The sequence below is a fragment of the Streptomyces sp. NPDC057280 genome (assembly GCF_042668605.1).
Taxonomy (GTDB): Bacteria; Actinomycetota; Actinomycetes; order Streptomycetales; family Streptomycetaceae; genus Streptomyces.
Map to the genome: position 1 here is coordinate 138,638 of NZ_JBHUYR010000011.1, position 22,668 is coordinate 161,305.

25 protein-coding genes and 1 pseudogene are annotated in these 22,668 nt (G+C 69.5%); 12 read left to right on the forward strand and 14 right to left on the reverse strand.

Features of this window, described 5'->3' with window-relative positions:
• Positions 1–6 precede the first annotated feature (6 nt).
• A complete protein-coding gene (locus ACFUO4_RS39365) occupies positions 7–399 on the forward strand; it encodes an ester cyclase (protein WP_079309288.1) in 393 nt (130 codons plus the stop codon).
• Between the two features lie 185 nt (positions 400–584).
• Here the strand turns inward: ACFUO4_RS39365 and ACFUO4_RS39370 are convergent, their stop codons facing one another.
• The 7 genes from ACFUO4_RS39370 to ACFUO4_RS39400 form a co-directional block, all read right to left on the reverse strand.
• Positions 585–1,424: a helix-turn-helix transcriptional regulator gene (locus tag ACFUO4_RS39370; protein WP_383494291.1), complete on the reverse strand. Its 840-nt coding sequence runs from the start codon at positions 1,422–1,424 to the stop codon at positions 585–587.
• A gap of 391 nt (positions 1,425–1,815) precedes the next feature.
• The gene (locus tag ACFUO4_RS39375; RefSeq protein WP_383494294.1) at positions 1,816–3,081 is read right to left on the reverse strand and encodes an amidohydrolase family protein; all 1,266 of its coding nucleotides are present in this window, start codon (positions 3,079–3,081) and stop codon (positions 1,816–1,818) included.
• Between the two features lie 58 nt (positions 3,082–3,139).
• Positions 3,140–3,265 carry a hypothetical protein gene (locus ACFUO4_RS39380; RefSeq protein ID WP_383494297.1) on the reverse strand — a complete coding sequence of 42 codons (126 nt, stop codon included), beginning with the start codon at positions 3,263–3,265 and terminating at the stop codon, positions 3,140–3,142.
• Between the two features lie 131 nt (positions 3,266–3,396).
• Positions 3,397–5,649 carry a xanthine dehydrogenase family protein molybdopterin-binding subunit gene (locus ACFUO4_RS39385; protein ID WP_383494300.1) on the reverse strand — a complete coding sequence of 751 codons (2,253 nt, stop codon included), beginning with the start codon at positions 5,647–5,649 and terminating at the stop codon, positions 3,397–3,399.
• On the reverse strand, positions 5,646–6,794 hold the full coding sequence (locus ACFUO4_RS39390) for an XdhC family protein (RefSeq protein WP_383494303.1): 1,149 nt from the start codon (positions 6,792–6,794) through the stop codon (positions 5,646–5,648). Before ACFUO4_RS39390 ends, ACFUO4_RS39385 begins: the two co-directional genes overlap by 4 nt.
• 51 nt (positions 6,795–6,845) lie before the next feature.
• Positions 6,846–7,823, reverse strand: a complete 978-nt coding sequence (locus ACFUO4_RS39395; RefSeq protein WP_383494306.1) for an FAD binding domain-containing protein — start codon at positions 7,821–7,823, stop codon at positions 6,846–6,848.
• The gene (locus tag ACFUO4_RS39400) at positions 7,823–8,269 is read right to left on the reverse strand and encodes a (2Fe-2S)-binding protein (RefSeq protein ID WP_383494566.1); all 447 of its coding nucleotides are present in this window, start codon (positions 8,267–8,269) and stop codon (positions 7,823–7,825) included. The genes ACFUO4_RS39395 and ACFUO4_RS39400 overlap by 1 nt, the downstream gene beginning before the upstream one ends.
• Before the next feature lie 249 nt (positions 8,270–8,518).
• On the opposite strand from ACFUO4_RS39400, the gene ACFUO4_RS39405 reads away from it, so the two are divergent.
• Positions 8,519–8,680, forward strand: a complete 162-nt coding sequence (locus ACFUO4_RS39405; RefSeq protein WP_383494309.1) for a hypothetical protein — start codon at positions 8,519–8,521, stop codon at positions 8,678–8,680.
• A gap of 194 nt (positions 8,681–8,874) precedes the next feature.
• On the opposite strand, the gene ACFUO4_RS39410 is transcribed toward ACFUO4_RS39405, so the two are convergent.
• The gene (locus ACFUO4_RS39410) at positions 8,875–9,792 is read right to left on the reverse strand and encodes a LysR family transcriptional regulator (RefSeq protein WP_383494312.1); all 918 of its coding nucleotides are present in this window, start codon (positions 9,790–9,792) and stop codon (positions 8,875–8,877) included.
• Between the two features lie 132 nt (positions 9,793–9,924).
• Between ACFUO4_RS39410 and ACFUO4_RS39415 the strand changes: the two genes are divergently transcribed.
• The 4 genes from ACFUO4_RS39415 to ACFUO4_RS39430 are packed head-to-tail and all read left to right on the forward strand — an operon-like array spanning position 9,925 to position 14,217.
• Complete coding sequence (locus tag ACFUO4_RS39415) at positions 9,925–10,527, forward strand: (2Fe-2S)-binding protein (protein WP_383494315.1); 603 nt, start codon at positions 9,925–9,927, stop codon at positions 10,525–10,527.
• Positions 10,524–11,510, forward strand: coding sequence for an FAD binding domain-containing protein (locus ACFUO4_RS39420; protein ID WP_383494318.1), 987 nt, complete (start codon positions 10,524–10,526; stop codon positions 11,508–11,510). Before ACFUO4_RS39415 ends, ACFUO4_RS39420 begins: the two co-directional genes overlap by 4 nt.
• Positions 11,507–13,687 (forward strand): xanthine dehydrogenase family protein molybdopterin-binding subunit, encoded by a 2,181-nt coding sequence (locus tag ACFUO4_RS39425; RefSeq protein WP_383494321.1) that lies wholly within the window; start codon positions 11,507–11,509, stop codon positions 13,685–13,687. The genes ACFUO4_RS39420 and ACFUO4_RS39425 overlap by 4 nt, the downstream gene beginning before the upstream one ends.
• Positions 13,684–14,217 carry an XdhC family protein gene (locus ACFUO4_RS39430; protein ID WP_383494324.1) on the forward strand — a complete coding sequence of 178 codons (534 nt, stop codon included), beginning with the start codon at positions 13,684–13,686 and terminating at the stop codon, positions 14,215–14,217. Before ACFUO4_RS39425 ends, ACFUO4_RS39430 begins: the two co-directional genes overlap by 4 nt.
• Before the next feature lie 391 nt (positions 14,218–14,608).
• On the opposite strand, the gene ACFUO4_RS39435 is transcribed toward ACFUO4_RS39430, so the two are convergent.
• On the reverse strand, positions 14,609–15,487 hold the full coding sequence (locus ACFUO4_RS39435) for a cyclase family protein (RefSeq protein WP_383494327.1): 879 nt from the start codon (positions 15,485–15,487) through the stop codon (positions 14,609–14,611).
• 665 nt (positions 15,488–16,152) lie between these two features.
• Here ACFUO4_RS39435 and ACFUO4_RS39440 point away from each other — a divergent pair.
• Positions 16,153–16,488 carry an ankyrin repeat domain-containing protein gene (locus tag ACFUO4_RS39440; protein WP_383494330.1) on the forward strand — a complete coding sequence of 112 codons (336 nt, stop codon included), beginning with the start codon at positions 16,153–16,155 and terminating at the stop codon, positions 16,486–16,488.
• Here the strand turns inward: ACFUO4_RS39440 and ACFUO4_RS39445 are convergent.
• Positions 16,460–16,618: pseudogene (locus ACFUO4_RS39445) on the reverse strand (transposase); the annotation flags it as partial. The gene ACFUO4_RS39440 and the pseudogene ACFUO4_RS39445 overlap by 29 nt on opposite strands.
• A 537-nt stretch (positions 16,619–17,155) precedes the next feature.
• On the opposite strand from ACFUO4_RS39445, the gene ACFUO4_RS39450 reads away from it, so the two are divergent.
• Both ACFUO4_RS39450 and ACFUO4_RS39455 read left to right on the forward strand, forming a co-directional pair.
• Entirely contained in the window at positions 17,156–18,049 is an 894-nt protein-coding gene (locus ACFUO4_RS39450) for a hypothetical protein (RefSeq protein WP_383494333.1), read from the forward strand.
• Between the two features lie 297 nt (positions 18,050–18,346).
• Positions 18,347–18,610, forward strand: coding sequence for a transposase (locus ACFUO4_RS39455; protein ID WP_383494336.1), 264 nt, complete (start codon positions 18,347–18,349; stop codon positions 18,608–18,610).
• Here ACFUO4_RS39455 and ACFUO4_RS39460 read toward each other — a convergent pair.
• From ACFUO4_RS39460 to ACFUO4_RS39475, 4 genes are all read right to left on the reverse strand, one after another.
• Positions 18,594–18,935, reverse strand: coding sequence for a hypothetical protein (locus tag ACFUO4_RS39460; protein ID WP_383494339.1), 342 nt, complete (start codon positions 18,933–18,935; stop codon positions 18,594–18,596). The genes ACFUO4_RS39455 and ACFUO4_RS39460 overlap by 17 nt on opposite strands.
• Before the next feature lie 89 nt (positions 18,936–19,024).
• Positions 19,025–19,150: a hypothetical protein gene (locus ACFUO4_RS39465; protein ID WP_383494342.1), complete on the reverse strand. Its 126-nt coding sequence runs from the start codon at positions 19,148–19,150 to the stop codon at positions 19,025–19,027.
• Between the two features lie 96 nt (positions 19,151–19,246).
• Positions 19,247–19,396 (reverse strand): hypothetical protein, encoded by a 150-nt coding sequence (locus ACFUO4_RS39470; RefSeq protein ID WP_383494345.1) that lies wholly within the window; start codon positions 19,394–19,396, stop codon positions 19,247–19,249.
• A gap of 226 nt (positions 19,397–19,622) precedes the next feature.
• Positions 19,623–20,576, reverse strand: coding sequence for a 2-hydroxyacid dehydrogenase (locus tag ACFUO4_RS39475; RefSeq protein WP_383494348.1), 954 nt, complete (start codon positions 20,574–20,576; stop codon positions 19,623–19,625).
• A 182-nt stretch (positions 20,577–20,758) separates the two neighbouring features.
• Here ACFUO4_RS39475 and ACFUO4_RS39480 point away from each other — a divergent pair, with 182 nt between their 5' ends.
• The 3 genes from ACFUO4_RS39480 to ACFUO4_RS39490 all read left to right on the forward strand — a co-directional run bounded on the left by ACFUO4_RS39480 (position 20,759) and on the right by ACFUO4_RS39490 (position 22,588).
• The gene (locus tag ACFUO4_RS39480; RefSeq protein WP_383494351.1) at positions 20,759–21,523 is read left to right on the forward strand and encodes a class I SAM-dependent methyltransferase; all 765 of its coding nucleotides are present in this window, start codon (positions 20,759–20,761) and stop codon (positions 21,521–21,523) included.
• Positions 21,524–21,711: 188 nt separating this feature from the next.
• Positions 21,712–22,146, forward strand: coding sequence for a cupin domain-containing protein (locus ACFUO4_RS39485; protein WP_383494354.1), 435 nt, complete (start codon positions 21,712–21,714; stop codon positions 22,144–22,146).
• A gap of 199 nt (positions 22,147–22,345) precedes the next feature.
• Positions 22,346–22,588 (forward strand): hypothetical protein, encoded by a 243-nt coding sequence (locus ACFUO4_RS39490; protein WP_383494357.1) that lies wholly within the window; start codon positions 22,346–22,348, stop codon positions 22,586–22,588.
• The last annotated feature ends 80 nt before the right edge of the window (positions 22,589–22,668 follow it).

Sequence of the window (22,668 nt, forward strand, 5' to 3'; positions counted from 1 at the left end):
GGAACCATGTCAGACACTGACCTGCGCACCTTCTACACGCGCTACATCGAGACCCTCAATGCTCACGACTTCGCCGGCATTCGTGAGTTCCTCAGCGACGACCTCACATACTTCGGCGACGCCGTTACAGCTGATCTGATCGTTTCGGCACTCACTGATCTTGGGACTACGGTTCCGGACCTGCACTGGGAGATTCAGGAGCTTTCCGTGAATGGCGACCACCTGGCCGCACGGCTACTCAATACCGGCACGCCCGCCAAGGAGTGGCTGGGTGTGGCGCCCTCCGGCGCCTCCTTCGAGATCGTTGAGTTCGCCGTCTACCACGTCCGTGACGGCCGGTTCGTGCACATGACGAACGTCCACGACGCGGAGGCCTTGCACCGGCAGCTGGCTGCCTGAGGTAGGACCGCAACCCGAAGAAGCCAGTACGAGCCCCACCTGATCGACGGCCGTCTAAACCGATCTGGTCGCCGAGCCCTGGTGATCGCACCAACAGGCTCTACGAGTTCAACCTCAGTAACGCCAGACAGGCGAAGATCGAGTCGCCATGACGGCATCCGGCCGAGTAGGTCTTCGGGCCGGTTTCAGGGCAGCGTCTGTGCGCCGATCACGGACAGGACCTGCAGCTTCTCGTAGCTCTCCGTGCCGGGGACGGCGGTGTAGACCATCAGGGAGTGAGCCTGGTCCGGGTCGATCAGGCGCTGGCAGGTCAGCTCCAGGGCACCGACCTCGGGGTGAACGAAGTGCTTGACCTCGCGCGGGCGGATCCCGATCTCGTGATCGTCCCACACCCGCCGGAACTCCTCGTTGGAGTCCAGGAGCAGATCCGCGAGATATGCGGCTCGGGAGGCGGGGCCCCTGAGGGTGACAATCCCGCGCAGGCCTGCGGCGTACATCCGGGTCATGAAGGCGTGCTGCTCCGGAGCGTACAGATCTCGGGCGCTCGGGTCGGTGAACCACCGGTAGCCAGAGCTTCGAGCAGGACCGGTGTACTGCGTCGTATCGCCGGTGAGGGCGACGCCCATCGGTGTCTGCCGCAACGTCTCGCCGAGTTCGGTGACGATCTCCGCGGGTGTGTCGTGCAGTCGGTCGAGAACGCGCAGCAGCCCGGGACTGATGTGCTCACTGGAGTTGCCACGCGGCGGTGGGTTGTGCCCGGCCAGCCGGAACAGATGGTCACGCTCGTCTATGGACAGGTGGAGCCCCTGGGCGATCGAGGCGAGCATCTGCGGTGACGGCTGCGGACCACGCTCGCGCTCTAGACGGGCGTAGTAGTCGGCCGACATGTTGCACAGCGCCGCGACCTCCTCGCGCCGTAGCCCACTGGTTCTGCGGCGCCGTCCCCGAGGCATGCCGACGTCCTCCGGCTGTAGTGCCTCGCGACGATTGCGGAGAAAGCCGGCCAGCCCTGTGCGATCGATCACGGCACTCCCCCCTTCTGAGAGTTGCTCTCTTCTCCGTGCTGCTTCACTTCTATCGCCCGTGCGTTCGCGGATCCACGGCCTGCCGATCCCCCCTTACGACACGCGTCGCCGCGTCAGGGCACCCCCGAGGGGCCTTCCCACGCGGGTCGAGTCGGTGTTGTCCGCTGCCTTGCGGGCCACCGGTCCACGTCAACTGTCGGGGAAGTGAACCTGTGTGACCTCTTGGGAGACATGCCGTGTCTGTTCAGCATTGTCGGTGCTGCACGGCGGACGGAACGACGCAGCAGACAATCAGGGGCGGGAGGCGGCTGCCCTGCGCCGCGGGCCGTCAGTGCACGAGGCGTTCGATCAGCGTTTGCCGAGCGTCACCGAGTAAGCCGTTGGTCTTCATTCAGATGAGGCGGCCGGAGCTGATGACGGCCTGGCGGTGCCGCGGATCGATCAGGTGGGAGATGTCCGCGAGCGGGTCGGCGTCCAGGAACAGGGCGTCGGCAACGGCACCCACCGTCACGGTGCCTACGATGTCCCGCTTCCCGATCTTTTCCGCGGCGCGGCCGGTGGCCGTGGCGATGATCTCGGACAGGGGCAGTCCGGCCTTGGCGAACAGTTGCAACTCACGCAGCAGGGCGCTGCCGGGCGAGGGCATGCCCATCGCGATGTCGCTTCCGGCGACGAGCTTGACCCCGGCTTCATGGAAGAGGGGCAGCGTGCGCATGCCATAGTCGAACCGGGTCTGTGATTCGTCGGCCGGGTGGTGTGGAAACGGCATGCCCCAGGTGGGCCGAGCCGCGATCGCGGCCGCGTCCTCGGCCGAGGAGATGTTGTCAGCGACGAGTTCGTCCAGGTAGGCGGGGTCACCGCTGCGGCCCAGCTGCTCCCAGGTCACAAGCGTTGGGCAGTAGAGCGTTCCCGTCTCGGCCAGCAGGGCGGCGCTCTGCTCTGCTTCGCTTCCATCGGCGGGATCCGCCGGGACGAAGCAGTGCTCGATGCAGTCGGCTCCGGCCGCGATCGCCTCCCGCAGGTCCGTGCCTGTCGCCACATGGACCAGGACCTTCTTGCCCGCGCCGTGTGCGCTCTGGATGATCGCCTCGAGCGTGGCCAGGGAAACCCGCTCGCCGCCCCTGGGTTTTCCGTCAAAGATGCATTTGACGAAGTCGACCTGATCGAGCAGTTTCTCGACCTGACGATGTGCCTCGTCGACACCCCACACTTCGACGGCCATGGAACGCTCGCCGTGGAACGACAGGGGCCAGCCTTGGACACTGGTGAAGACCGGTCCGGCGAAGTACAGCGATGCCGCGGTGCCGCCGGCCCGGCCGGCCTCACGGATCGTGCGGCTCTGCGTGACCGAGCCCCCGAGGTCGCACACCGATGTGATGCCGGAGTTCAGATAGTCGGCCATGGCCCTCTGGATGTGCGGCAGCCGCTCGGCTTCCGGCAGGGACATGGCGAACCCGGTCAGGTGGGTGTGGCTCTCCCACAGACCTGGCAGCAGGTAGCCGCCGCGTCCGTCCAGAACCACTTCGCCGTCGTCGCCGCTCGGCGCCGTGGCGGAGGGACGGATGTCCTCGAATCGCCCGTCGGCGATGCGGACGTCCATGGCGGGCAGGCCGGCACCGCCGGTGCCGTCGATGACGGTCACGTTCTTGATGATCACGGTCGGTTCCCTTCGATGGTGCTGATCATGGACTGTGCTCGTTGGCGGACAACAGAGGTCAGGTGAGCCGTGGGAAGAGGCACAGGGCGTTGCCGTGTTCGACGGCGTCGAGATCGCTGCCGTCGAGGTGGGCGATGCCGCGCTGGGCTGGCGCCGCGACCGTCCGTGCGGCTGCACGGGTCAACCGATCAACACTGGCTACCGCTCGTCCTGTCCGGGGTTGCCGAGGGGCCGCGACGCGCTTCGCCTCCTCGATCGCGGAAGCTCGGTCATGGTGGGGGCCCGGTGCGAGCGCCGAGGCCACCGCCCAGACCGCTACAGCAGTTTGTCGAGGGTGATGGGGAGCTTGCGTATCCGGATGCCGGTGGCGTTGAAGACGGCGTTGCCGACAGCGGCGGCCGAGCCGACGGTGCCGATCTCCCCGAGGCCGCGGGCGCCCAGGCTTCGGGTCCCGACCTCCCCGCCGTGCTCACCGAGCGGCCCGGTGAGGTGCGGGTCGGGCCGGTCGAGGAGGTGCACGTCGATGTCGGGGATGTCGGCGTTCACGGGTACCAGGTAGTCGGCGAGCGTGCTGGCGGCCAGCCTCCCCGTGTCGCGTTCGAGGTGGTTCTCCTCCAACAGGGCGCCCGAGATGCCGAAGATGACCCCGCCGACGATCTGACTCCGGGCGGCCCGGGCGTTGATGATGCGCCCGGCATCCACGACGGTGGTGAACCGGGTGACGCGGATCTCGCGGGTGAACCGGTTGACCCGCACCTCGCAGAAGTGGGCGCCGAAGGTATGGAACGTGTACCCGGAGGGAGCGCCTGCGGGCTCGGAGGCAGTGGCGTCAACGCCCCGCGACCCGAGGGCCCTGAGCAGCTTGCCGAAGGTCATCGAGCGACCGTTCCCGTGCAGTCGGCCCTGCTGGTAGCGCAGGTCCTTGGCGTTCGCCCCGTGCCACGGCGAGCCGGAATGGGTCACCGCGAGCTGCTTGAGCGCGTCGATGGTGTCGCGGGCGGCCGCCACGACCGCCGGGACCGTGCTGTGCGTGGCGCCGGAGCCCACGGCGGGTGCGCCCGGGGGCAGCGCCGAGTCACCGATCTCGGGGGTCACCCGCTCAAGCGGGAGTCCCAGGGCGTCGGCGCCGGCGACCGCCACCATCGTCCACGCGCCGGTGCCCAGGTCCGAGGTCCCGGTCGACACCACCGCGGTGTCATCGTCGAGCAGCCGGATCCTGACGCTCGCGGCCTGGCGGGCCGCCGGGTAGGCAGCGCTGGACATTCCCGTGCCGAACAGCCACTCCCCGTCGACGCGCGCGCGGGGCGTGGCGCTGCGGGCCGACCAGCCGAAGCGTCGTGCGCCGTCGCGGTAGCACTCGTCGAGGTGCTTGCTCGACCACGGCCGGCCCGTGGAGGGGCTGACGGTGGCGTAGTTGCGCAGTCGCAGCTCGACGGGATCGACACCGGTGGCGACGGCCAGTTCGTCCATCGCCGTCTCCAGGGCGAACGCCCCGGGGGCCTCGTCGGGCGCCCGCATCGCCCAGCTGCCCGGCATGTCGAGGATGACCCACTGCGGCTTGATGCGCAGGTTCGGCGTGTTGTAGAGGGTGTCCGAGGTGGACTCGCCCGGGAGCATGTTCCAGCCACCGGCAGCCGGCCTCTCGGCAACGCTCTCGTGGCTGATGGCGCTGAGGACTCCGTTGCGGGAGGCACCCAGCCTGACCTTCTGGGTGAGGTGCGGGCGGTGGCCGACCAGGGTGAACATCTGCTCCCTGGTGAGGGCGAGCTTGACGGGACGGCCGAGCTCCCGGGCCGCCGCTGCGGCGAGCGGGGCCTCGCTCCACACGATGACCCGGGCCCCGAAACCGCCGCCGACGTACCTCCCGATCAGCCGGACCTGCTGCGGGAGGACACCGAGCCGCTGGCCCAGCAGGATCGTGAACGGCGTCGGCATCTGTGCGCCGGCGTGGACGGTCACCCGGTCGCCGTCCCACTCGGCGAGGACGGTGTGGGGTTCCATCGCGGCGTGGTGCTGCACCGGCTGCTCGAAGTCGGCCTCCACGACGACTTCGCTGGCGGCGAGCGCCTCGTCGATCGACGCGACGCCGGGGACGAGGACCGTGACGCTGCTCGGTTCCCCGCTGGACGTGGGGCCGGACGGCTCGCGGGGTCCGTCAGCGAGGGAGGCACGCGGTGGCTGCGCGTCGTAGGCGACGGTGATCAGTGCCGCGGCGTCGCGCGCCTGCTCGACGCTCTCGGCGACGACCACGGCGATGATCTGGCCGTAGTAGCGAACGGTCGTGTCCTGCAGGGGGATGTAGTTCTCGCCGAAGAAACTGAACTCGGGTGCGAGGGGGTACAGCCTCAGGCGCCCGTCCCCCGCGGCGTACACGCGCAGGACTCCGGGAGCGGCCAGCGCGGCGGCGGTGTCGATGGAGCGGATCGTGCCTCGCGCGACCGTGCTGGTGACGACGTGAGCGTAGGACATGTTGGTGGCCGGGTAGTCACCGGAGTACCGTGCGGCTCCGGTGACCTTCAATCGGCCGTCGACGCGGGCGACTTCACGCCCGACTGGAGAGACGGTCATGCTGACTCCTGACTGCTGGGAACGGCGCCCGCCTGCGGGACGCCGGGGCGGTGGATGGGCACCCCGGTGCGCAGGGCTGCTCCGGTGCCGCCGTGCCGGTGGGCGACGATCTCGGCCGCGATCGACAGCGCGGTCTCCTGGGGGGTGCGAGCGCCGAGGTCGAGTCCGATCGGCGAACGCAACCGGTCGAGTTCGTGGTCGGTGAGGCCGGCCTCACGCAGCCGCGTGAGACGCTCCTCGTGGGTGCGGCGCGAGCCCATGGCCCCGACGTAGGCCACCGGCAGTCGCAGTGCGGCGGTGAGGAGCGGCACGTCGAACTTGGGGTCGTGGGTGAGCACGCAGACGACCGTCCGGCCGTCGAGGCGCTGTGACTCGAGGTAACGGTGCGGCCAGTCGACCACGACCTCGTCGGCGTGCGGGAACCTGGCCGGCGTGGCGAACGTGGCCCGCGCGTCGCAGACGGTCACCCGGTAGCCCAGGAAGGTGCCGAGTTGGGCCAGCGCCGCCGCGTGGTCGATGGCGCCGAAGACGAGCATCCGCGGTGCGGGGGCGTTGCTCTCCACCAGCAGGGTCATCGGCTCCCGGCAATAGCTGTCGGCCACGCCGAGCTCGAGGGTGCCGGTGTGCCCGGCATGCAGGGCGGCGCTCACGTGGGCGGCGGCCACCCGGTCGAGTCGTTCGTCGCCGAGTGTCCCCTCGTGGGGCTGCTCGGGGCGCACCACGATCGCCTTCCCGAGGTGGGCGTCCGGCCCACAGACAATCGTGGCCACGGCGACCGGGTTGTCCTGCGCCGCGTCGGTGAACGCCTGTCCGAGGTGCGGCTCGGCGTCGGGACCGTGGTGGCGCAGGATGAGCTCGATGGTGCCGCCGCAGGTGAGGCCGACGCCGAGCGCGTCGGCATCGGTGTAGCCGAACCGCACCAGCCTCGGCCGGTGGTCCCCGGCCAGCATTTCCTGGCAGGCCTCGTGGACGGCGGCGTCGACGCAGCCTCCGGACACGTTGCCGAGCACGGCGCCGCCCGCGTCCACGACGAGTGACGCACCGGGCTGGCGGGGGGCACTGCCGGCCACGGTTGTGACCGTGGCGGCCACGAACGGGGTGCGGCCGCGGACGCGTTTGAGGAGATCGGTAGCGAGTTCAAGCATGACCGCCCCCTCCCCCGGTCGTGAGGCGCACGACCGTGTCGGGCCGACCGGTCAACGCTGCTCCTCCAGGGCGGTGAGCGCCCGGACCAGGGTGCGTCGCAGCAGCGCGGGCTTGAACGCGTTGTGCTCCAACGTCTTGGAGCCGGACGCGGCGTGACGGACCGCCGCCTCGTAAGTGGCTTCGGTGGCGTGGTGGCCGGTCAGGGCTCGTTCGACGGCGGGCAGGCGCCACGGCCTGGTGCCCATTCCGCCGACGGCGATCCTGGCCTTCGTGATGGTGTCGCCGCGCATCTCGAGCGCGACGGCGGCCGAGGCGAGGGCGAACTCGTAGGACTGCCGGTCGCGGATCTTCAGGTAGGTCGAGTGCGCCGCCCACGCCGAGCGGGGGACGGTGATGCCGGTGATCAGCTCGCCGGGGCGCAGCACGTTCTCGACGTGCGGAGTAGTGCCGGGCAGGGTGTAGAACCCGTCGAGTGACACGGTCCGGGCGCCCCGCGCCGAGGCCAGGTGCACGTCGGTGCCGAGCGCGACCAGGGCGACGGCCAGATCGCTGGGGTGCGTGGCGGCGCAGTCGTCGCTGGTGCCGAGGATGGCGTGGCCACGGTTCCATCCGGTCAGTGCCGAGCAGCCGCTGCCGGGCTCCCGCTTGTTGCAGGCGGTCGCGACGTCGCGGAAGTAGCCGCACCGGGTGCGCTGCAGCAGGTTCCCCCCGATGCTCGCCATGTTGCGCAGCTGCGCCGAGGCACTGAGCTCAAGCGCCTGAGCGATCACCGGATAGTGCCGGCGTACGGTGGGGTCGGCTGCGACGTCGCTCATCCGCTCCAATGCGCCGACGTGCAGCCCCTGGCGGTCGAGGGTGACGCCGCGCAGCGGAAGCCTGTTGATGTCCACGACGTGGGCCGGGGCCATCACGTCGAGCTTCATCAGGTCGACCAGGGTGGTGCCGCCCGCGAGGAACGCGGTGTCCGCCCCGGCGCGCGAGTGGGCTTCGCGAACGGATCGCGCCTGGGTGAAGCTGTAGGCCCGCATCAGCGCATCGCCTCCTGGCCGTCCCGTACGGCGTCGACGATGAACGGATAGGCGCTGCACCGGCAGATGTTGCCGGACATGCGTTCGCGGATCTCGTCGTCGGTGCGCGCGGGGCCCTCGTCGACCATGGCGACGGCCGACATGATCTGCCCGGGAGTGCAGAAACCGCACTGGAAGCCGTCGTGGTCGATGAAGGCCTGCTGCATCGGGTGCAGTTGCTCCCCGTCGGCGAGGCCCTCGATCGTGGTGACCTCACGGCCGTTGGTCGTGGCCGCCAGCGTCAGGCACGACAGCACGCGCCGGCCGTCGACATGTACGGTGCACGCCCCGCACTGGCCGCGGTCGCAGCCCTTCTTCGTCCCGGTGAGCTCCAGCTTCTCGCGGAGCGTGTCGAGCAGCGTGCCCCGCGGGTCGACTCGCACCGCGTGCCGGTCACCGTTGACCATGACCTGCACCGTCACGAGTCCGTCGACCTCCGCTGCCGGCGAGGCGTGCGCCGCGGTCGCCACCAGCGGTGCCGCGGCTGCCGCGGCGACGGCACCGGCGCCCAGGAACCCTCGCCGGGACACGCCCGACCGACCCTGGCCCGCGTCATTGTCTGGACTCATACGTTTCTCCTGGTTGTGCGCCGAGGAAGGCACCTCGACGGTCGGCGAACTTCGACACGACCGAGCGCTTGAGGTGCTCCTCCCAGGTTGACCAAGCACGTCGACGGCAGCCAGGACCCGCCGATCCGAGGCTGGGCAATCCGAGGCTGGGCGATCCGGGCTTACCTCGACCAGGCCGGACGGAACTCCGACACCCACGACGCCGCGCTCACCGAGCCGCGTATCAGCGGAGTGACCGCGGCCCGATGACGGCCAGCCGTTGCAGTTTCTCGTAGCTCTCGCTGCCCGGGACGGCTGTGTGGAGGAGCAGGGATCGAGCTGGGCCCGGAACTATGCGTGCCTGGAACGGGAGTGTGACCCCGGCCGTCGAAGCGATGCCTCCCAGGCGTGAACGCCCGGAGCATCATGCTGAAGGACCCCCTCGCCCCGAGGGCGGGCATTCATCAGTCAGCCCGGTGCCCGGTCACCTGTGTTGTGGTCTCCCGCACGACCTGCCGCAGCCACCGGTGAGCAGGGTCACTGTCGACGCGGGGGTGCCAGGCGATGCCGTAGGGGAAGGACGGAAGCTCCTCCGGGGCCCCGGCGACGCGGTAGGCGGGGTCGTCGTCGTACGCAAGGGCGGCTCGCCGCGGGAGGGTGGCGATGAGCTCAGTGCCGGGCACGGCCGCCGCCGCCGCGGAGAAATACGGCACGCGCAGACCCGTGGTGCGGCGTAGCCCGTGCTCGTCCAGGCGGCGTTCGACCATGGTTTGGCCGCCGGCAAGGACGGTGATGACGACATGCGGGTACGCGGTGAAGTCCTCCAGGGACAGCCGCTCGGCGGTGACGGGGTGGTCGCGGGACAGCAGGCAGACGAAGTCCTCCTCGAACAACGTCGCCCAGTGCAGCGAACGGGGCGCCACGACGCCGGAGACGACCAGGTCCGCGCGGCCCTGCTCGACATCGGTGAAGGACTCATCTCCCAGGGGCGCCACGCTCAGTGAAATGCCGGGCGCCTCACGGAAGACGCGGCGGAAGAGCGTCGGGCCCAGCAGAGATGTGGCGTAGTCGGTGCAGTGGATGCGGAAATGACCGCTCGCCGTCGCGGGGTCGAAGGCATCGCCGCGCAGCAGCGTCTCCAGGCGGGGCAGGAGGTCGGCGAGCTCCGACTGGATCTGCTGCCCGCGCGGGGTCGGCTCGTATCCGCGTTGCGTGCGCACCAGGAGTTCGTCGCCGAACATCTCCCTGAGCCGCTGCACGACACGGCTCATCGCGGACTGGCTCAGACGGAAACGATCGGCGGCCCGAGTCACGTGTCTCTCTTCGAGCAGAACTGCCAGCGCTTCGAGCAGATTCAGGTCCGCGTTCCGCAGATGCGACATGGACATACCCTACGCGTCGTCATGCACCCAACGCATAAGAGGCATTCACACTTTGCGTTGGACGAATGGCCACGTCGACGTCAGGCTCATTCCCATCTCGCCGTATCGGGGTAGACGAGGAGTTGCTGACCCATGGCACAGCACAGGAGGCGCGACGTACTGAAGTCGGGGGGTGTCGCAGCGGCCGCCGTGATGGCCCCCTTCGCGGGAACGGAACCGGCCTCCGCGGCGCCGGGCACTCCGCAGGCGGCACAGCCCCGGACGGTCGCCGACCTCACGTTGTCGGTCAACGGGACCCGGCACCGGCTTCCGGGGGTCGAGGCCCGCGTCACCCTGCTCGACGCGCTGCGCGAGCGGGCCGGGCTCACCGGTACCAAGAAGGGCTGCGACCGGGGCGAGTGCGGCGCCTGTACGGTGCTCGTCGACGGTCGGCGCGTCAAGTCGTGCCTGACTCTGGCCGTGATGCAGGAGGGCCGCTCCATCACGACCATCGAAGGACTTGCCCGGAACGGGGAACTGCACCCCGTTCAGGAGGCGTTCGTCCGCCGGGACGCCTTCCAGTGCGGCATCTGCACACCGGGACAGATCATGTCGGCGGTGGCCTGCATCGAGGAGGGCCATACCGGCTCCGAGGACGAGATCCGGGAGTGGATGAGCGGCAACCTGTGTCGGTGCAGTTGTTACCCGAACATCGTCGATGCGGTGGCCGACGCGGCGAAGGCGGTGCGGCGATGAGGGACTTCGCCTACGCCCGCGCAGGCCGGGCGGCGGAAGCCGTACAGCTTGTCACCCGCAGCGCCGAGGCGGCTTTCGTCGCCGGCGGCACGGACCTGCTGAACCTGATGAAGGACGGCGCCGAGGACCACGACCTGGTCGTCGACATCAACCACCTGCCGCTTGCCGGCATCGAGGAGTCCGAGGGCAGGCTACGCATCGGCGCCTTGGCCAGGATGGCCGACGTAGCGGTGCACCCAGTGGTACGCAGGCGGCTGCCCGTGCTGTCCCAGGCGCTGCTCGCCAGCGCTTCCCCGCAGGTCCGCCACATGGCCTCGATCGGCGGCAACCTGCTTCAGCGCACGCGCTGCTGGTACTTCCGGGGCGAGGACTTCGCCTGCAACAAGCGCGAGCCGGGAACCGGCTGTGCCGCGCTGGAGGGCCGCAGCCGCTGGCACGCCGTTCTCGGCGGCAGCGACCACTGCATCGCCGTCCACCCCTCCGACCTCGCGGTCGCCCTGCGCGCCCTGGACGCCACGGTCCACACACTCGGTCCGGGCGGCGCCAGGACCATTGCCATGGCCGACTTCCACCGGGAACCCGGGGACACCCCGCACCTCGAGAACGCCCTGCGGCACGGCGAGCTGATCACCGCGGTCGAGGTGCCGCTTCCGGCACCGGACACCCGTCAGCGCTACCTGAAGCTGCGGGACCGCGCCACCTTCGAGTTCGCGGTCGTCTCTGCCGCCGCCGTGCTGCGCATGAACGGCCGAACCGTCGAAGAGGCCCGCCTCGCCTTCGGCGGCATCGCCACCCGCCCCTGGCGCTCGCTCGAGGCCGAAACCGCCTTGCGGGGCAAGCCATTGACGCAGCGGAACATCGCGGCGGCCGGACGCCTCCTGGTCCAGGACGCCCAGCCGCGCGAGGACAACGAGTTCAAGGTCGAGCTGGTACAGCGCGCGCTCCAGGACGTGCTCGGCCGTTTCACCGGAGGCTCCCGATGAGCACCGACGTCGTCGGCCGCCCCCTGTCCCGCGTCGAGTCCCGGCTGAAGGTGACAGGCGAGGCCGAGTACACCGCCGACGTACAACTTCCCCGCCTGGTCCATGCGTTCATGGCGATGAGCACCGTCTCCCGCGGCCGGATCACCCGGATCGACACGCGGGCCGCCGAAGCCGTGCGCGGCGTGATCGCCGTCTATACGCACGAGACCATGCCGCGGCTGCGGCAACCCGCCTACCGGCCGTTCTTCAAGCCGTACATCCCTGTACAGACCCCGGACATCCACCACGCGGGCCAGCCCATCGCCTTCGTCGTCGCCCAAACCGTGGAGCAGGCGCAGCGAGCGGCAGAACTGATCGAAGTCGACTACGAAGAAACGGGCGACCCCCGGGGCGAGTTGGACCTGGGTGAAGCGTTCCTGCCGCCCGACGGGCCGGACGGCCCCAACACCCTCACACGTGGTGACGTGGCGGCCGGCATGGTACAGGCGGACGTTCGGATCAAGGCCGAGTTCGCCATCCCCATGCACCACCACAACCCGATCGAGCCCCACGCCACCACGGCCGTGTGGGAGGGCTCGAAGGTGACGGTGTACGAGACCACGCAGGGTCTGGGCAACACCCAGCACGTCGTCAGCGAGGCCCTGGAGGTCCCGCTCGCCGACGTCCGCGTCGTCTGCCGCTACCTCGGCGGCGGTTTCGGCTCCAAGGGCCCGGTCTGGCCGCACACCGTGCTGGCCTGCGCCGCTGCCCGTGCGTTGGGCCGCCCCGTCAAGCTCGTGCTGTCCCGCGCGCACATGTACACCTCCAACGGCCACCGCGCGCAGACCCATCAGTCGATCGAGCTCGGCGCCCGCCGCGACGGCCGGATCACCGCCCTGGACCACGTCATCACCCAGCAGATCACCCGCGACGACGTCGTGCTGTTCAACAGCAGCGAGCCGATCCGCATGCTGTACGACATCCCCAACCTGTCCAACGAACAACATGCCGTGCGACTGGACCTGCCCACCCAGAGCTTCATGCGCTCCCCCGAAGCGTGCACCAGCCACGCCCAAGAAGGGGCGCTCGACGAACTCGCCCACGCCCTGACCATGGACCCGGTCGAGCTGCGAAAACGCAACTGGAGCAACCGGAACATGGAGAACGGTCAGGAATGGGGCAGCAACCACCTGCGCGAATGCTACGACCGCGCCGCGTCGATGTTCGGCTGGTCCCGTCGCGACCCGCGCCCCGGCTCCATGCGCGACGGCGATGAACTCGTCGGCTGGGGCATGGCCACGTCCGCCCACACCGCCGGCGGCCGGCCTGGTTCCGGCGCCCGTATGACCATCGGTACCGACGGCAAGGTGCTCGTCCAGGTCGGCACCCAGGACATCGGCACCGGCACGTACACGATCATGACGCAGATCGCCGGTGAGGTCCTCGGGAAGCCCCTCTCCGACATCACGTTCGAACTCGGGGACAGCACCTTCCCGCAGAGCTACACCTCAGGCGCCTCCACCACCGCACCCGGCGTCGGCAGCGCCGTCAATCGCGTGTGCACCGCCGCGCGCAAGGCCGTCATCGACATGGCCGTCACCCAGCCCGGCTCGCCCCTGCGCGGCGTTCCCGCCGACCGCGTGGACACCGCGGACGGCTACCTGTACGACACGGCCGACCGGCGCGCCCGAGTGAGCTACCGCTCGGTCGCCGGCCACGGCGGCAAGCCTCTCGTCTTCACGGTGGAACCCACCAACACACCGCTGGGCTACTCGGTCGGCGCTGTCTTCGTCGAAGTCCGCGTCGACCCGCTGCTCGGCCGGGTCCGGGTGACCCGCGTGGTCGGCTGCTACGACCCGGGCACCGTGCTCAACCGCAAGACCGCCCGCAGCCAGGTCCTCGGCGGTGTGATCTGGGGCATCGGCTTCACCCTCTTCGAGCACACCCTCGTCGACCCCGCGACGGCCAGGATCGTCAACCCGAACCTGTCCGGCTACCTGATGCCCGTCAACGCGGACGTCCCCGACATCCACGTGCAGTTCATCGACAGACCCGACCCGGCCAGCGACGCCCTCGGAGCCCGCGGCTTCGGCGAAACCCCGATGACCGGCGTCACCGCGGCCATCGCCAACGCGGTCTTCCACGCCACCGGCAAGCGCGTGCGCGACCTGCCCATTACCCAGGACAAGCTGCTGTGACCGGCCACAACAACGTCTGGAACGCCCTGTACGAGGCATGGTCGACCGGTGAGACCTCGGGGCTGGCCACCGTCGTGAGAACCTTCGGCTCGGCCCCGCGGCTCGCCGGCTCGCCGATGCTGCTCACCGCTGAGGGGCATGTGGTGGGCTCGGTGTCGGGCGGCTGTGTCGAGGGCGACGTCCTCGAGCGGGCCCTCGAGACGATCCTGAACGGCACGCCTCAGCGGGCGACGTACGGCGTCAGCGACAACGACGCCTTCGGCGTGGGCCTGACCTGCGGCGGCACCCTGGAGGTCTTCGTCGAACCCATCAACACCCGAACCTTCGGCGCATCCTCACCGGCCGCCGCCTCGATCTCGTCCACGACCGCACACGCCAGATCAAGCGACTGCGCGAACAACTCCTGGAAATCTTCTCGGCACTTGAAGGTGCCCTGCCCCCGGAAAGGCCGGGGGCCGATTGTGCTGCTGACCGGCTATCAGGCGCCAGGCGCGATTCGCCGCATTGGCATCCGCCGCCTTGAATCCTGACTGAAGAACCGTGGTGTCAAGAACCGTGACGTCAAGAACGCCACCGCGCTCGCCCAACCGCCGTCGAAGCGGCAGCAGCCCAGTCCACCGCGCTGCCGGGTGAGAAGCCGGCTGCTGCCATGGTGGCCCGGCTCGCGAAGGGCGTGCTGACCCCGGACGCGGTCGCATCCGCACCGACGAGCGGCGCAACCAGAGGCTCCCGACTGCTGCTCCTGCCCCGGGGGCTCGAAAGGGTGCCGGGGCAGGGTGCGAGACAAGCGCTGTCAGAACCGCTGATCCATGCCGTTCCACAACGGACCGCTGATGCGTATCGAGGGGAAGTCATCGAGACTCGCCCCGGCCGCACGGCGGAAGTACCCAAGGATCTCCAAGGGCGCTGATGATCGTTCGGTCAGAACATCGCGATGGGGTTGACTGGTACGCCGGTCAGGCCGTGGATGCGGGGCGGGGCGACGGTGAGCAGGAAGCTGTAGCGCTTCAGCCGCGCGCACAACGCCGCGAGGTCGTCCAGTTGAGGCACGTCGATCAGAGGCATCGCCATCCGGCCGAGCGCTACCCCGTGCAGCGGGGAGGGTTCGTCCGGGTTCAGGGGTGGATGCGCGTCACCCATGTCCGGGGCGACGATGGCAACCCCTCGGCGATGCATCCACCGGACCGCGTCCATGCTGATCCCCGGGCTCGGCGTGTCGTGAGGCGCGCGTCCAGTCCAGCCGAGTCTGACCACCAGTGCGTCCCCAGAACCCACGTGGGCTCCCTGCCGCTTCTCGGCCTGTTCGAAGTCGTGTGACGTCACCGCATAGCCAGGGGGAAGAGGTCCTTCGACGGCCAGATCGAGCAAGACCCCACGTGTCACTATCCCGGCGGCGAAAGCAGCCGTCGAAGCGTGCGTAATCCCGACGGGGGTGACGACCTGGTCCCTCGGCCGGCCCGGATAGACCTGGCCAGCAGTCGACCAGTGTGCGAACGCGTCAAGGTGCGTCGATTTCCAGTGGTGGTTGTAGACCACCGACAGATCAGCTGCCACTGGTCCACCGGTGTGGGACACCATCTGCTGCACCGGCGATGCGTCGACCGTCTCGGGCGAGAATGGGCTGAAGAACATCGCGCTCGGTGTGATCGGCTGTGCCAGTGACACCCACTGGCCGGTCCGCGCCTCCGAGGCGGCCCTGGCGCGTACCTCGTCGGTAATCAGGTTGAGGGTGCCGAGTTCGTCGTCCGCTCCCCATCGGCCCCAGTTGTCCGGCAGGTCCGTCTCACTCGTATCGGCCATGTCAGTGGCCCCTTTCGTCATGAATTGCTCAGACCCGCAAGGCAAGGGCGGATGGTCAACTCCTCCGCTGTCATCCTTGCCCCGGGCACGGCTGGTAGCTGGTGGCGCTCGGCTTCACGCGATCAACCGGTCGCCGATCGGGCAGCAGCGCAGTCCGCTACGCTCGGCCGACGGCGACACGTACGCCTGGTCAAAAGTGCCGACGCCGACTCCGGGTGGGACCAACTGGTCGATCTGGTCCAGAACGCCGTCGGACAGACAGTGTTCAGTCCCGTGAGAAGGCCGTCGAACTGCTCCATGGTGCGAGGGTCGAGCAGCGCACTAGTGATCCGGTCTGCGTGATCGCGCACACCATGGCGAAGCGGGGCGCCGACAACCCTGCCTGGTTGACCGCGCGTCCAACGCTTGGTGGCAGCTATCCCCAGACCCATGGCGTCGCTGGCGCCGGTTACGACGGCGAACTCTCACGACAGGTCGGGGATGGTGATGTCGATGGGGGTGTGACATGGGTGCGCTCCTGGAGGTCAGGTCGTCGGTTCAACTGTCGCGGAAGTGGACTGGCTTATTCAGGGCCTGGCGATCCCCCCTTAGACGTCAGCTCAATTGGTGGCGGATGGCGTAGATAGTCGCTGGCAGGCGCCCTGTGTGGACGGCTGAATGCCTGGGTGAGCGACTACTGGACACCCGCGCATCAAGCAGTCGAGCAGGAGGATGCTGAGACCCTGGCCCGGTTGCTGGCCGCTGGTTCCGATCCTGACGAGGTCTTCGGCAACATGACGCTGCTGACGCACGCGATCGACGTCGAGGGCGACGGCTCCCTGCAGAGCGGGGAGCCATCGACTGTGCACAGCACGGCCGTGTTGCCGGCCTTCGGGGCTGATCCGGAGCTCGCAGACCCAGACGGCCGCACCCCCATGGACATGGCCAATCGCTACGGCCACGACCTGGCGATGAGTCTGCGGCAGGCCCACATCAGCAGACGAGCCGCCGATAGCAGATGAGGGTGCAGGCGATGCTGGCGAAGGCGAGGAAGTGCCCGGGCTTGCGCTCATAGCGGCGGTGGAGGCAGCGGCAACCGGCGAGCCAGGACATGGTTCGCTCAATGATCCAGTGGTGGCGGCCCAGCCGCTGCGGCCGTACAGCATGCCCTGGCCGAGCAGCTGCAAGCACCGGACACCGGCCACCCGTGGACGGGGCGCACCTTCAGTGGTGGGGACAACGCGAGCACCGGTCGGTGCGCCTGGTCGTGCCCGACGTCGTAGCCGAGGTCACCGTCGACGTCGCAAGGGACCAGGCGGGCCAGCGGCGCCATCCGGTACGGGCGACCCGTCTCCGCACCGACATGGAACCGGGCGACGTACCACCGTTCGGGACAGCGTGACGCCAGCCATCGGTCATTCGTTGGACCGGCTGTTCAACGAAGTGCACCACCAGACCCCGACCGGCGTGTCATGGCAACGGCCGGGGTCTCGTGCCACCACAGCCGTACGGATCACATCGACAGGCGGCGCAGGTCCAGGTCGGGGCCTCGATCGTGGACGGATCGTTCCTGCGCTGCCCTTCGTCGGCTGTCGGGGTGAACGGACGCATCGGTGGTGACCGGGGCGTCGTTGTGTCCCGGGCGGGCCTGTTGAGGGGCCTTGCCACGTCGACGACGGAGGATGCATCGTGCACGCGAAGAAGACCTGGGGGGCGAGTGTCACCGCTCTTGCGGTCCTGGCCCTGCTGACCGGCGCTGCGGAGACTTCGGCGCTGCCCTCACGGGCCGTCCATGACGACGTTCTCGCGGATTTCGACGAGGATGGCTCCTTCACCGTTCCCGACGATGTCACGGGCTTCACCGTGTCGTTGTGGGGGGCGGGCGGCGGCGGGGCTGCGGGAGGCGGCATCGGCCGCTCAGGCAACGTGGAGTGGGGAGGCGGTGGCGGAGGCGGCGCCGGCGGGGGCGGCGGAGGCGGCGGCTACTACGTCGAGTGCCAGCTGACGGGAGTCACACCGGGCACCCCAATCGAGGTCCACATCGGCGAAGGCGGCAAGTCCTTCACTTCCGTCGACGGCGACGGCGTTCCCACCGCTGGCGGGGATTCGTGGGTCACCGCCGACGGCCACACCATCGTCTTGGCCAAGGGCGGTCACGGCGCCGCCGGTCCCGCCGCCAAAGGCGAAGACGGCGAAGGCCGACGGCACGGCGCCGGAGGCAAGGGAGCAGCAGGCGGGTACCTCGGGCCCGGCGCGATCTGCACGCCCACAGCCGGCATCGACACCGACCGCCTCGCCTCACGAGATGGGGGAAGCGGCACCGCGGGCGGCGACGGCCATGACGGAAGCGACGGTTCCTTCGCCCGCGCCGGCCGGGGTGGTGACGGCGGCCGGGGAGGCGACGGCGGAGCAGGCTTCAACGACCACGGCGGAGGAGGCGCGGGCGCGGGCGGAGCCTTCGGTGAAGGCGGCACTTCCGTGTTCAGCGGCAGGCAGAACGGGACGGACGGAGCCAACGGCACCCCCGGAGCCGGGGCGGTCGTGGGCAACGGAGCCGACGGCTACGCCGTGATCTCCCTGTAGAAGAGGCAACGAAGCCGGCCCTGAGATGCCGCAGGGCCGGCGTTGCGGCCGCAGCGGAGCCGTGCCGCTCGGCGTTTCCTCGCGACCTTTCAGTCGTTGACGGGCGTACGACGGCACGGGACGAGCACGCACCCGCGGATGCCTGTGCACAGCACACCGGCGCGTACGGGCTGGAGGGCGAGGTGTGCACCTGGTGCGCCACACTGTTCAGCACACGCAGCGCATCGACAGCCGCACGACCTGCTACGCGACAAGACCCGCCGATTCCATGGCCGCCGGGCCGAGCCAACCGCGGCCGTGGTCGACGCGCGACGCGTGAAGCCCTCGGCAAACGTCGCCGAAAGCAGTCAGGGCATCGACGGCGGCAAGAAGATCAAAGGACGCGAACGGCACCTGATCACGGACACCCTCGGCCTGGTGCTGGCCGTCCTCGTCACCGCCGCGAACGTCCACGACACCACCGGCGGCACGCTCCTGCTCGACGACCTGGCCGCTGGCTCGAACGTTCCGTTTCTCCTCGTTCTGCTTGGGGCCACGGCCAGGGTCAGGGACGGGTGCTGACGAGGAGTACGGTGCCCACGCAGTTCAGCAGGGTCAGAGCGGTCACGGCAATGAGCAGCCACCGCATCCACCGGAAGAAGCTGCGGTGCCGGGCCGAGTCGGCCTGGGCGATGCTGTCGGCGATGTGCTGTGTCACCGCCCCTGCCACGTGCTTCTGCTCGTCGAGGTACCACTCCTCGATTTCCCTTTTCTGTCGGTGGCTCAGCCCGGCCGACTGCGCGAGGAAGGTGGCCACGCGCAGCCGGGCGGCGCTGAGGTGGGCCTCCTGGTACAGGTAGGCCTCCAGGTCGGCCAGCCCGCGAGTGGCCTGCTCATCCGTGCTCATGAATGCGCTCCTGAAGTAGGCGGCCCAGTGTCCTTGGCGGAGCCGGGCCGCGAGGACGGCGCGGTGCGACGGGCATCGCGCCTCGATATTCAGGCGGTTCGGCCGGTGGCCTGTACCGCCTCGTCGATCAGTTGGGCGACATCGCCCGGGCGGGAGACGGCGAGCGTGTGGGAGGCATCGACCGTCACGATCGTGGCTTTCGTGCGCTCAGCCATGAAGCTCTGCCCCGGCGGGACCGGGAGACGGTCCTTGGTCGCCACCAGGACCGAATGTCCCGCCAGGCGAGGGCGGAGGCGTTCTCGGCCGCCGCGTCAGCCACTGGCCACTGGGTGGCGGCCGCAGGCCCGAACTGGATGTCGACCAGGAGTTGGGCGGGCGCCCTTGACGCCCAGTTCGTACAGCAGCGGCGGCGTCGGGTTGCGTTGGCAATCTTGCGGTGCGTTCAGAATGATGTCGTTCATGGCACGGTCCTTTACCGGCGGTGGGGTCGGAGGCCCTTCCCCTCCACAGACCGGGCCGCGGGGCCATGTGTGACGCGCTGGGCCAACCGGCACGGAACGCGCCGCCAGACTCTTGTCGGCTGAGCTGGCGGTCAGAATTCGCCGACTTCGGCAGCACATCAGGGCGTCGATCAGGGCTGGTGCCAGTAGTCCAGCTTCAGAAGCGGTGACGCCGCAGAGAGTGACACTAGGTGGCCTGGTGTCGGAGTGTGACCATGTTCTCCAGTTCCCCGCCCGTGGCGAACCGGGCCAGCTGCCGTCGCACGAGCGCTTCGAGGCGGGGCCACAGGCCGGGGGTGAAAGCGCCGACGTGCGGAGTGACCAGGACGCCGGGCGCGGTCCAGAGCGGGTGGCCCGGCGGGAGCGGTTCGGGGTCAGTCACGTCGAGCGCGGCCCGCAGCCGACCGCCGTCCACCTCCTTCAGCAGGGCGTCGGTGTCAACGACCGCACCCCGGGACACGTTGACGAGCAGGGCGCCATCCTTGACACGGGACAGCAGTGCGGCATCGAAGAGTCCGCGGGTCGCGGCGGTCAGCGGAGTGCACAGTACGATCACGTCGGCGTCCTCGACGAGCCGGGGCAGCAGCGACACGGAGTGCACCGGCCCCTGGGGCGTGTCCCTGTCCACGCGTCCGACGCGGGTGACGGCGCAGTCGAAGGGCGTGAGGAGCTCCTCGAAGGCGGAGCCGACGGCGCCGTGGCCGACGATGAGCACAGACCGTTCGTGGAGGGTGGAGAAGGTCCGAGGGTCCCAGCGCTCCCGGTCCTGGGCACGCAGCGACTCCGGTATGCCGCGCAGGCTGGCGAGGATCAGCGTCAGGGCCAGCTCGGCCGTGCCGGCAGCTGACACCCCCTTCGCGTTGCACAAGGTCACTACACGGGGCAATCGTTCCAGGACCGCCCGCAGCTCGTCGGTTCCGGCGCTGAGCGCCTGCACAGCCCGCAGCCGGGTCATCCGGGCCAGCGGGCGGGCAATGACGCTGATGTCTTTGGTCAGCGGGGGCACGTAGAACTCGACCTCCGCCGGGTCCGTGGGAAAGGCCGAACGGCCGTCCCAGCGGGCGTAGTCGAGGCCCGGGGGTAGATCAGCGAGGTGCCCGAACTCTGCGGGCAGCCATACCCGGGGGGATCGCGCGGTCATGACGACGTACTCCGCTCTCACGACGTTTTCCGGGGCTCCTGTCCGGTCCCGGAAAGTTCCGAAAGGCCGCGGACGGAGCCGGATAATTGACTGCGCACCGCGTGCTTCTGTGACAGCAGCCCGCGTGAAGTTCGCCTGCCCCTCGCTGTCACACACGCTGCCCACACGTTGTCATGTCGGGCATGCTCACCATCCTCAGCGGACCGTCGGACCTCCGACGGGAGTCCGACTCCTATGCGGTCACCGCGGAGTTCTACGACATCTTGCAGGCCGACGCGGACGAAGTGCGGGTCCGCCGGCTCTACGCACGCCATATCGCCGACGCCCGCACCGGCGTCCTGGACGTCGGCGCCGGTACCGGACGGGTAACGGTGCTGGCCCTCGCTCACTCCGGCGTCGACGTGCATGCCGTCGAACCGGCCCGAGCTATGCGTACGTCGTTGCTGACACGGCTCGCCGCCCTGCCGACCGAGCAGCGGAACCGGGTCACCGTGCACCCGCGCCCCCTTGACGAGCTCGCCCTGGACTCGGTCGCGGACGTGGCCATCGGCCACAACATGGTCGGCTGCCTGCCACCCGGCATACGCGAGAAGTTGTGGCCCGCGCTCGGCAAGGCCCTCACCCCCGGCGGCTCGCTGTTCGTGCAGTTGCCGCCAGCCCGGCTTCCGACCCGTACCATCGTGCGCCTGCTCGCGGACAAGCGGGTAGGCGAGCACGTATACGGCGGGCGCATAACGATGTCGGCCGTCGGCAACCGCATCCGGACACGCGCCGACTACTGGGTGAGGGACGCCGAGGACGTGCTGAGGGAACAAACCGAAACGTTTTGGATGTGGCCCGCGACCCGCGCCCAGCTGACTCGCGAATTGGCAGCGCACGGGTTCGCCCAGCTCCCAGGGTACGAGGAGTCTGAGCTGCTGGCCGTGACGCTGCCGGGCCGCCGGTGAGACGCCGCGCCGCAAGAGCCCCCGGGTACCGCACGGCAACCCGGCCCGTCACACGGTCATCCGCACGTCCCCACCGCTTAGTTCACAGTGCGTGCCACATCAAACGAGACACATCCTCTGAACGGGCCGCCCCTAAGGGCCGCTTGCCCCGGGCTGCTGTCCGCCCTCACGTACCGAAGGGATTCATCATGCCTACTTCAGCACGCGCCGCCGTGGCCGGAGCCTGTCTCATAGGGCTCTCGCTCGCCTCGACAACCGCCCAGGCCACCCCCGGCGGCCCCGGCGTCAGCGGCCGGGTTCTGGCCCAGCGGACTGTCGGCGACACCGACTACGTCCTCCGAGAGATCACCATTCCGCCCGGCCAGGCGACCGGGTGGCACTACCACGACGGCACTCTGTACGCCTTCGTCAAGCAGGGCACGCTGAGCCACTTCGACGCTTCCTGCGCCTCCGACGGCGTGTACAAAGAGGGTGGCTTCCTGAAGGAGCCGTCGGGCGCGGACCACGTACATATGGGCGAGAACCGTGGGGCCACGGATGTCGTCCTGGAGGTCCTCTACGTCCTGCCGCATGGCGCCCCTTTCTCCCGGGACGCGGCTTCCCCGGGGTGCGAACTGCCATGACGCGGCGGCCCGCACGGCAGCTGTCACAGCCTCCTCCGCTACCCGGTCAATGCGGTACCGACGGCTCGGTCCGTGTCCGGGCCCTGCGGCGACGAAGGAGGAGCATGTCAGGGACATTCATCAGTCGCACCTGGGCGGCCGCTGGTCCCCCGGAGCCCGTCCACCGAACTTCCGACGGGGACGGAGGCGGGACACGAGGATGACTCGAGACGCCGACCGCCGGACCGGCCCAGCCGATGCCACTGTTTTACTCGCCGCGGAGGCCGCCGTCCTGGAGGGACGCCTCGAGGTGCTCCGGGAGGCGATCGACGAGGTGGACGCCCAGATCCAATCGGTGTCCGAGAAGATCAGACGGCTGCCCGCAGCCGGCTCCCGCGAGGCGTCGCCGGCGGCTGAAGAGAGCGCAACGGGGCTCGCTCCGTCCCCGGCCCGCCGGTCTTGACGGCCCGATCAACGGTGTCCCCTGGGACCGCCCACTCTGGTCTCACCTGACGGGGCCGCTGCCTATGATGTTCGCCAGCG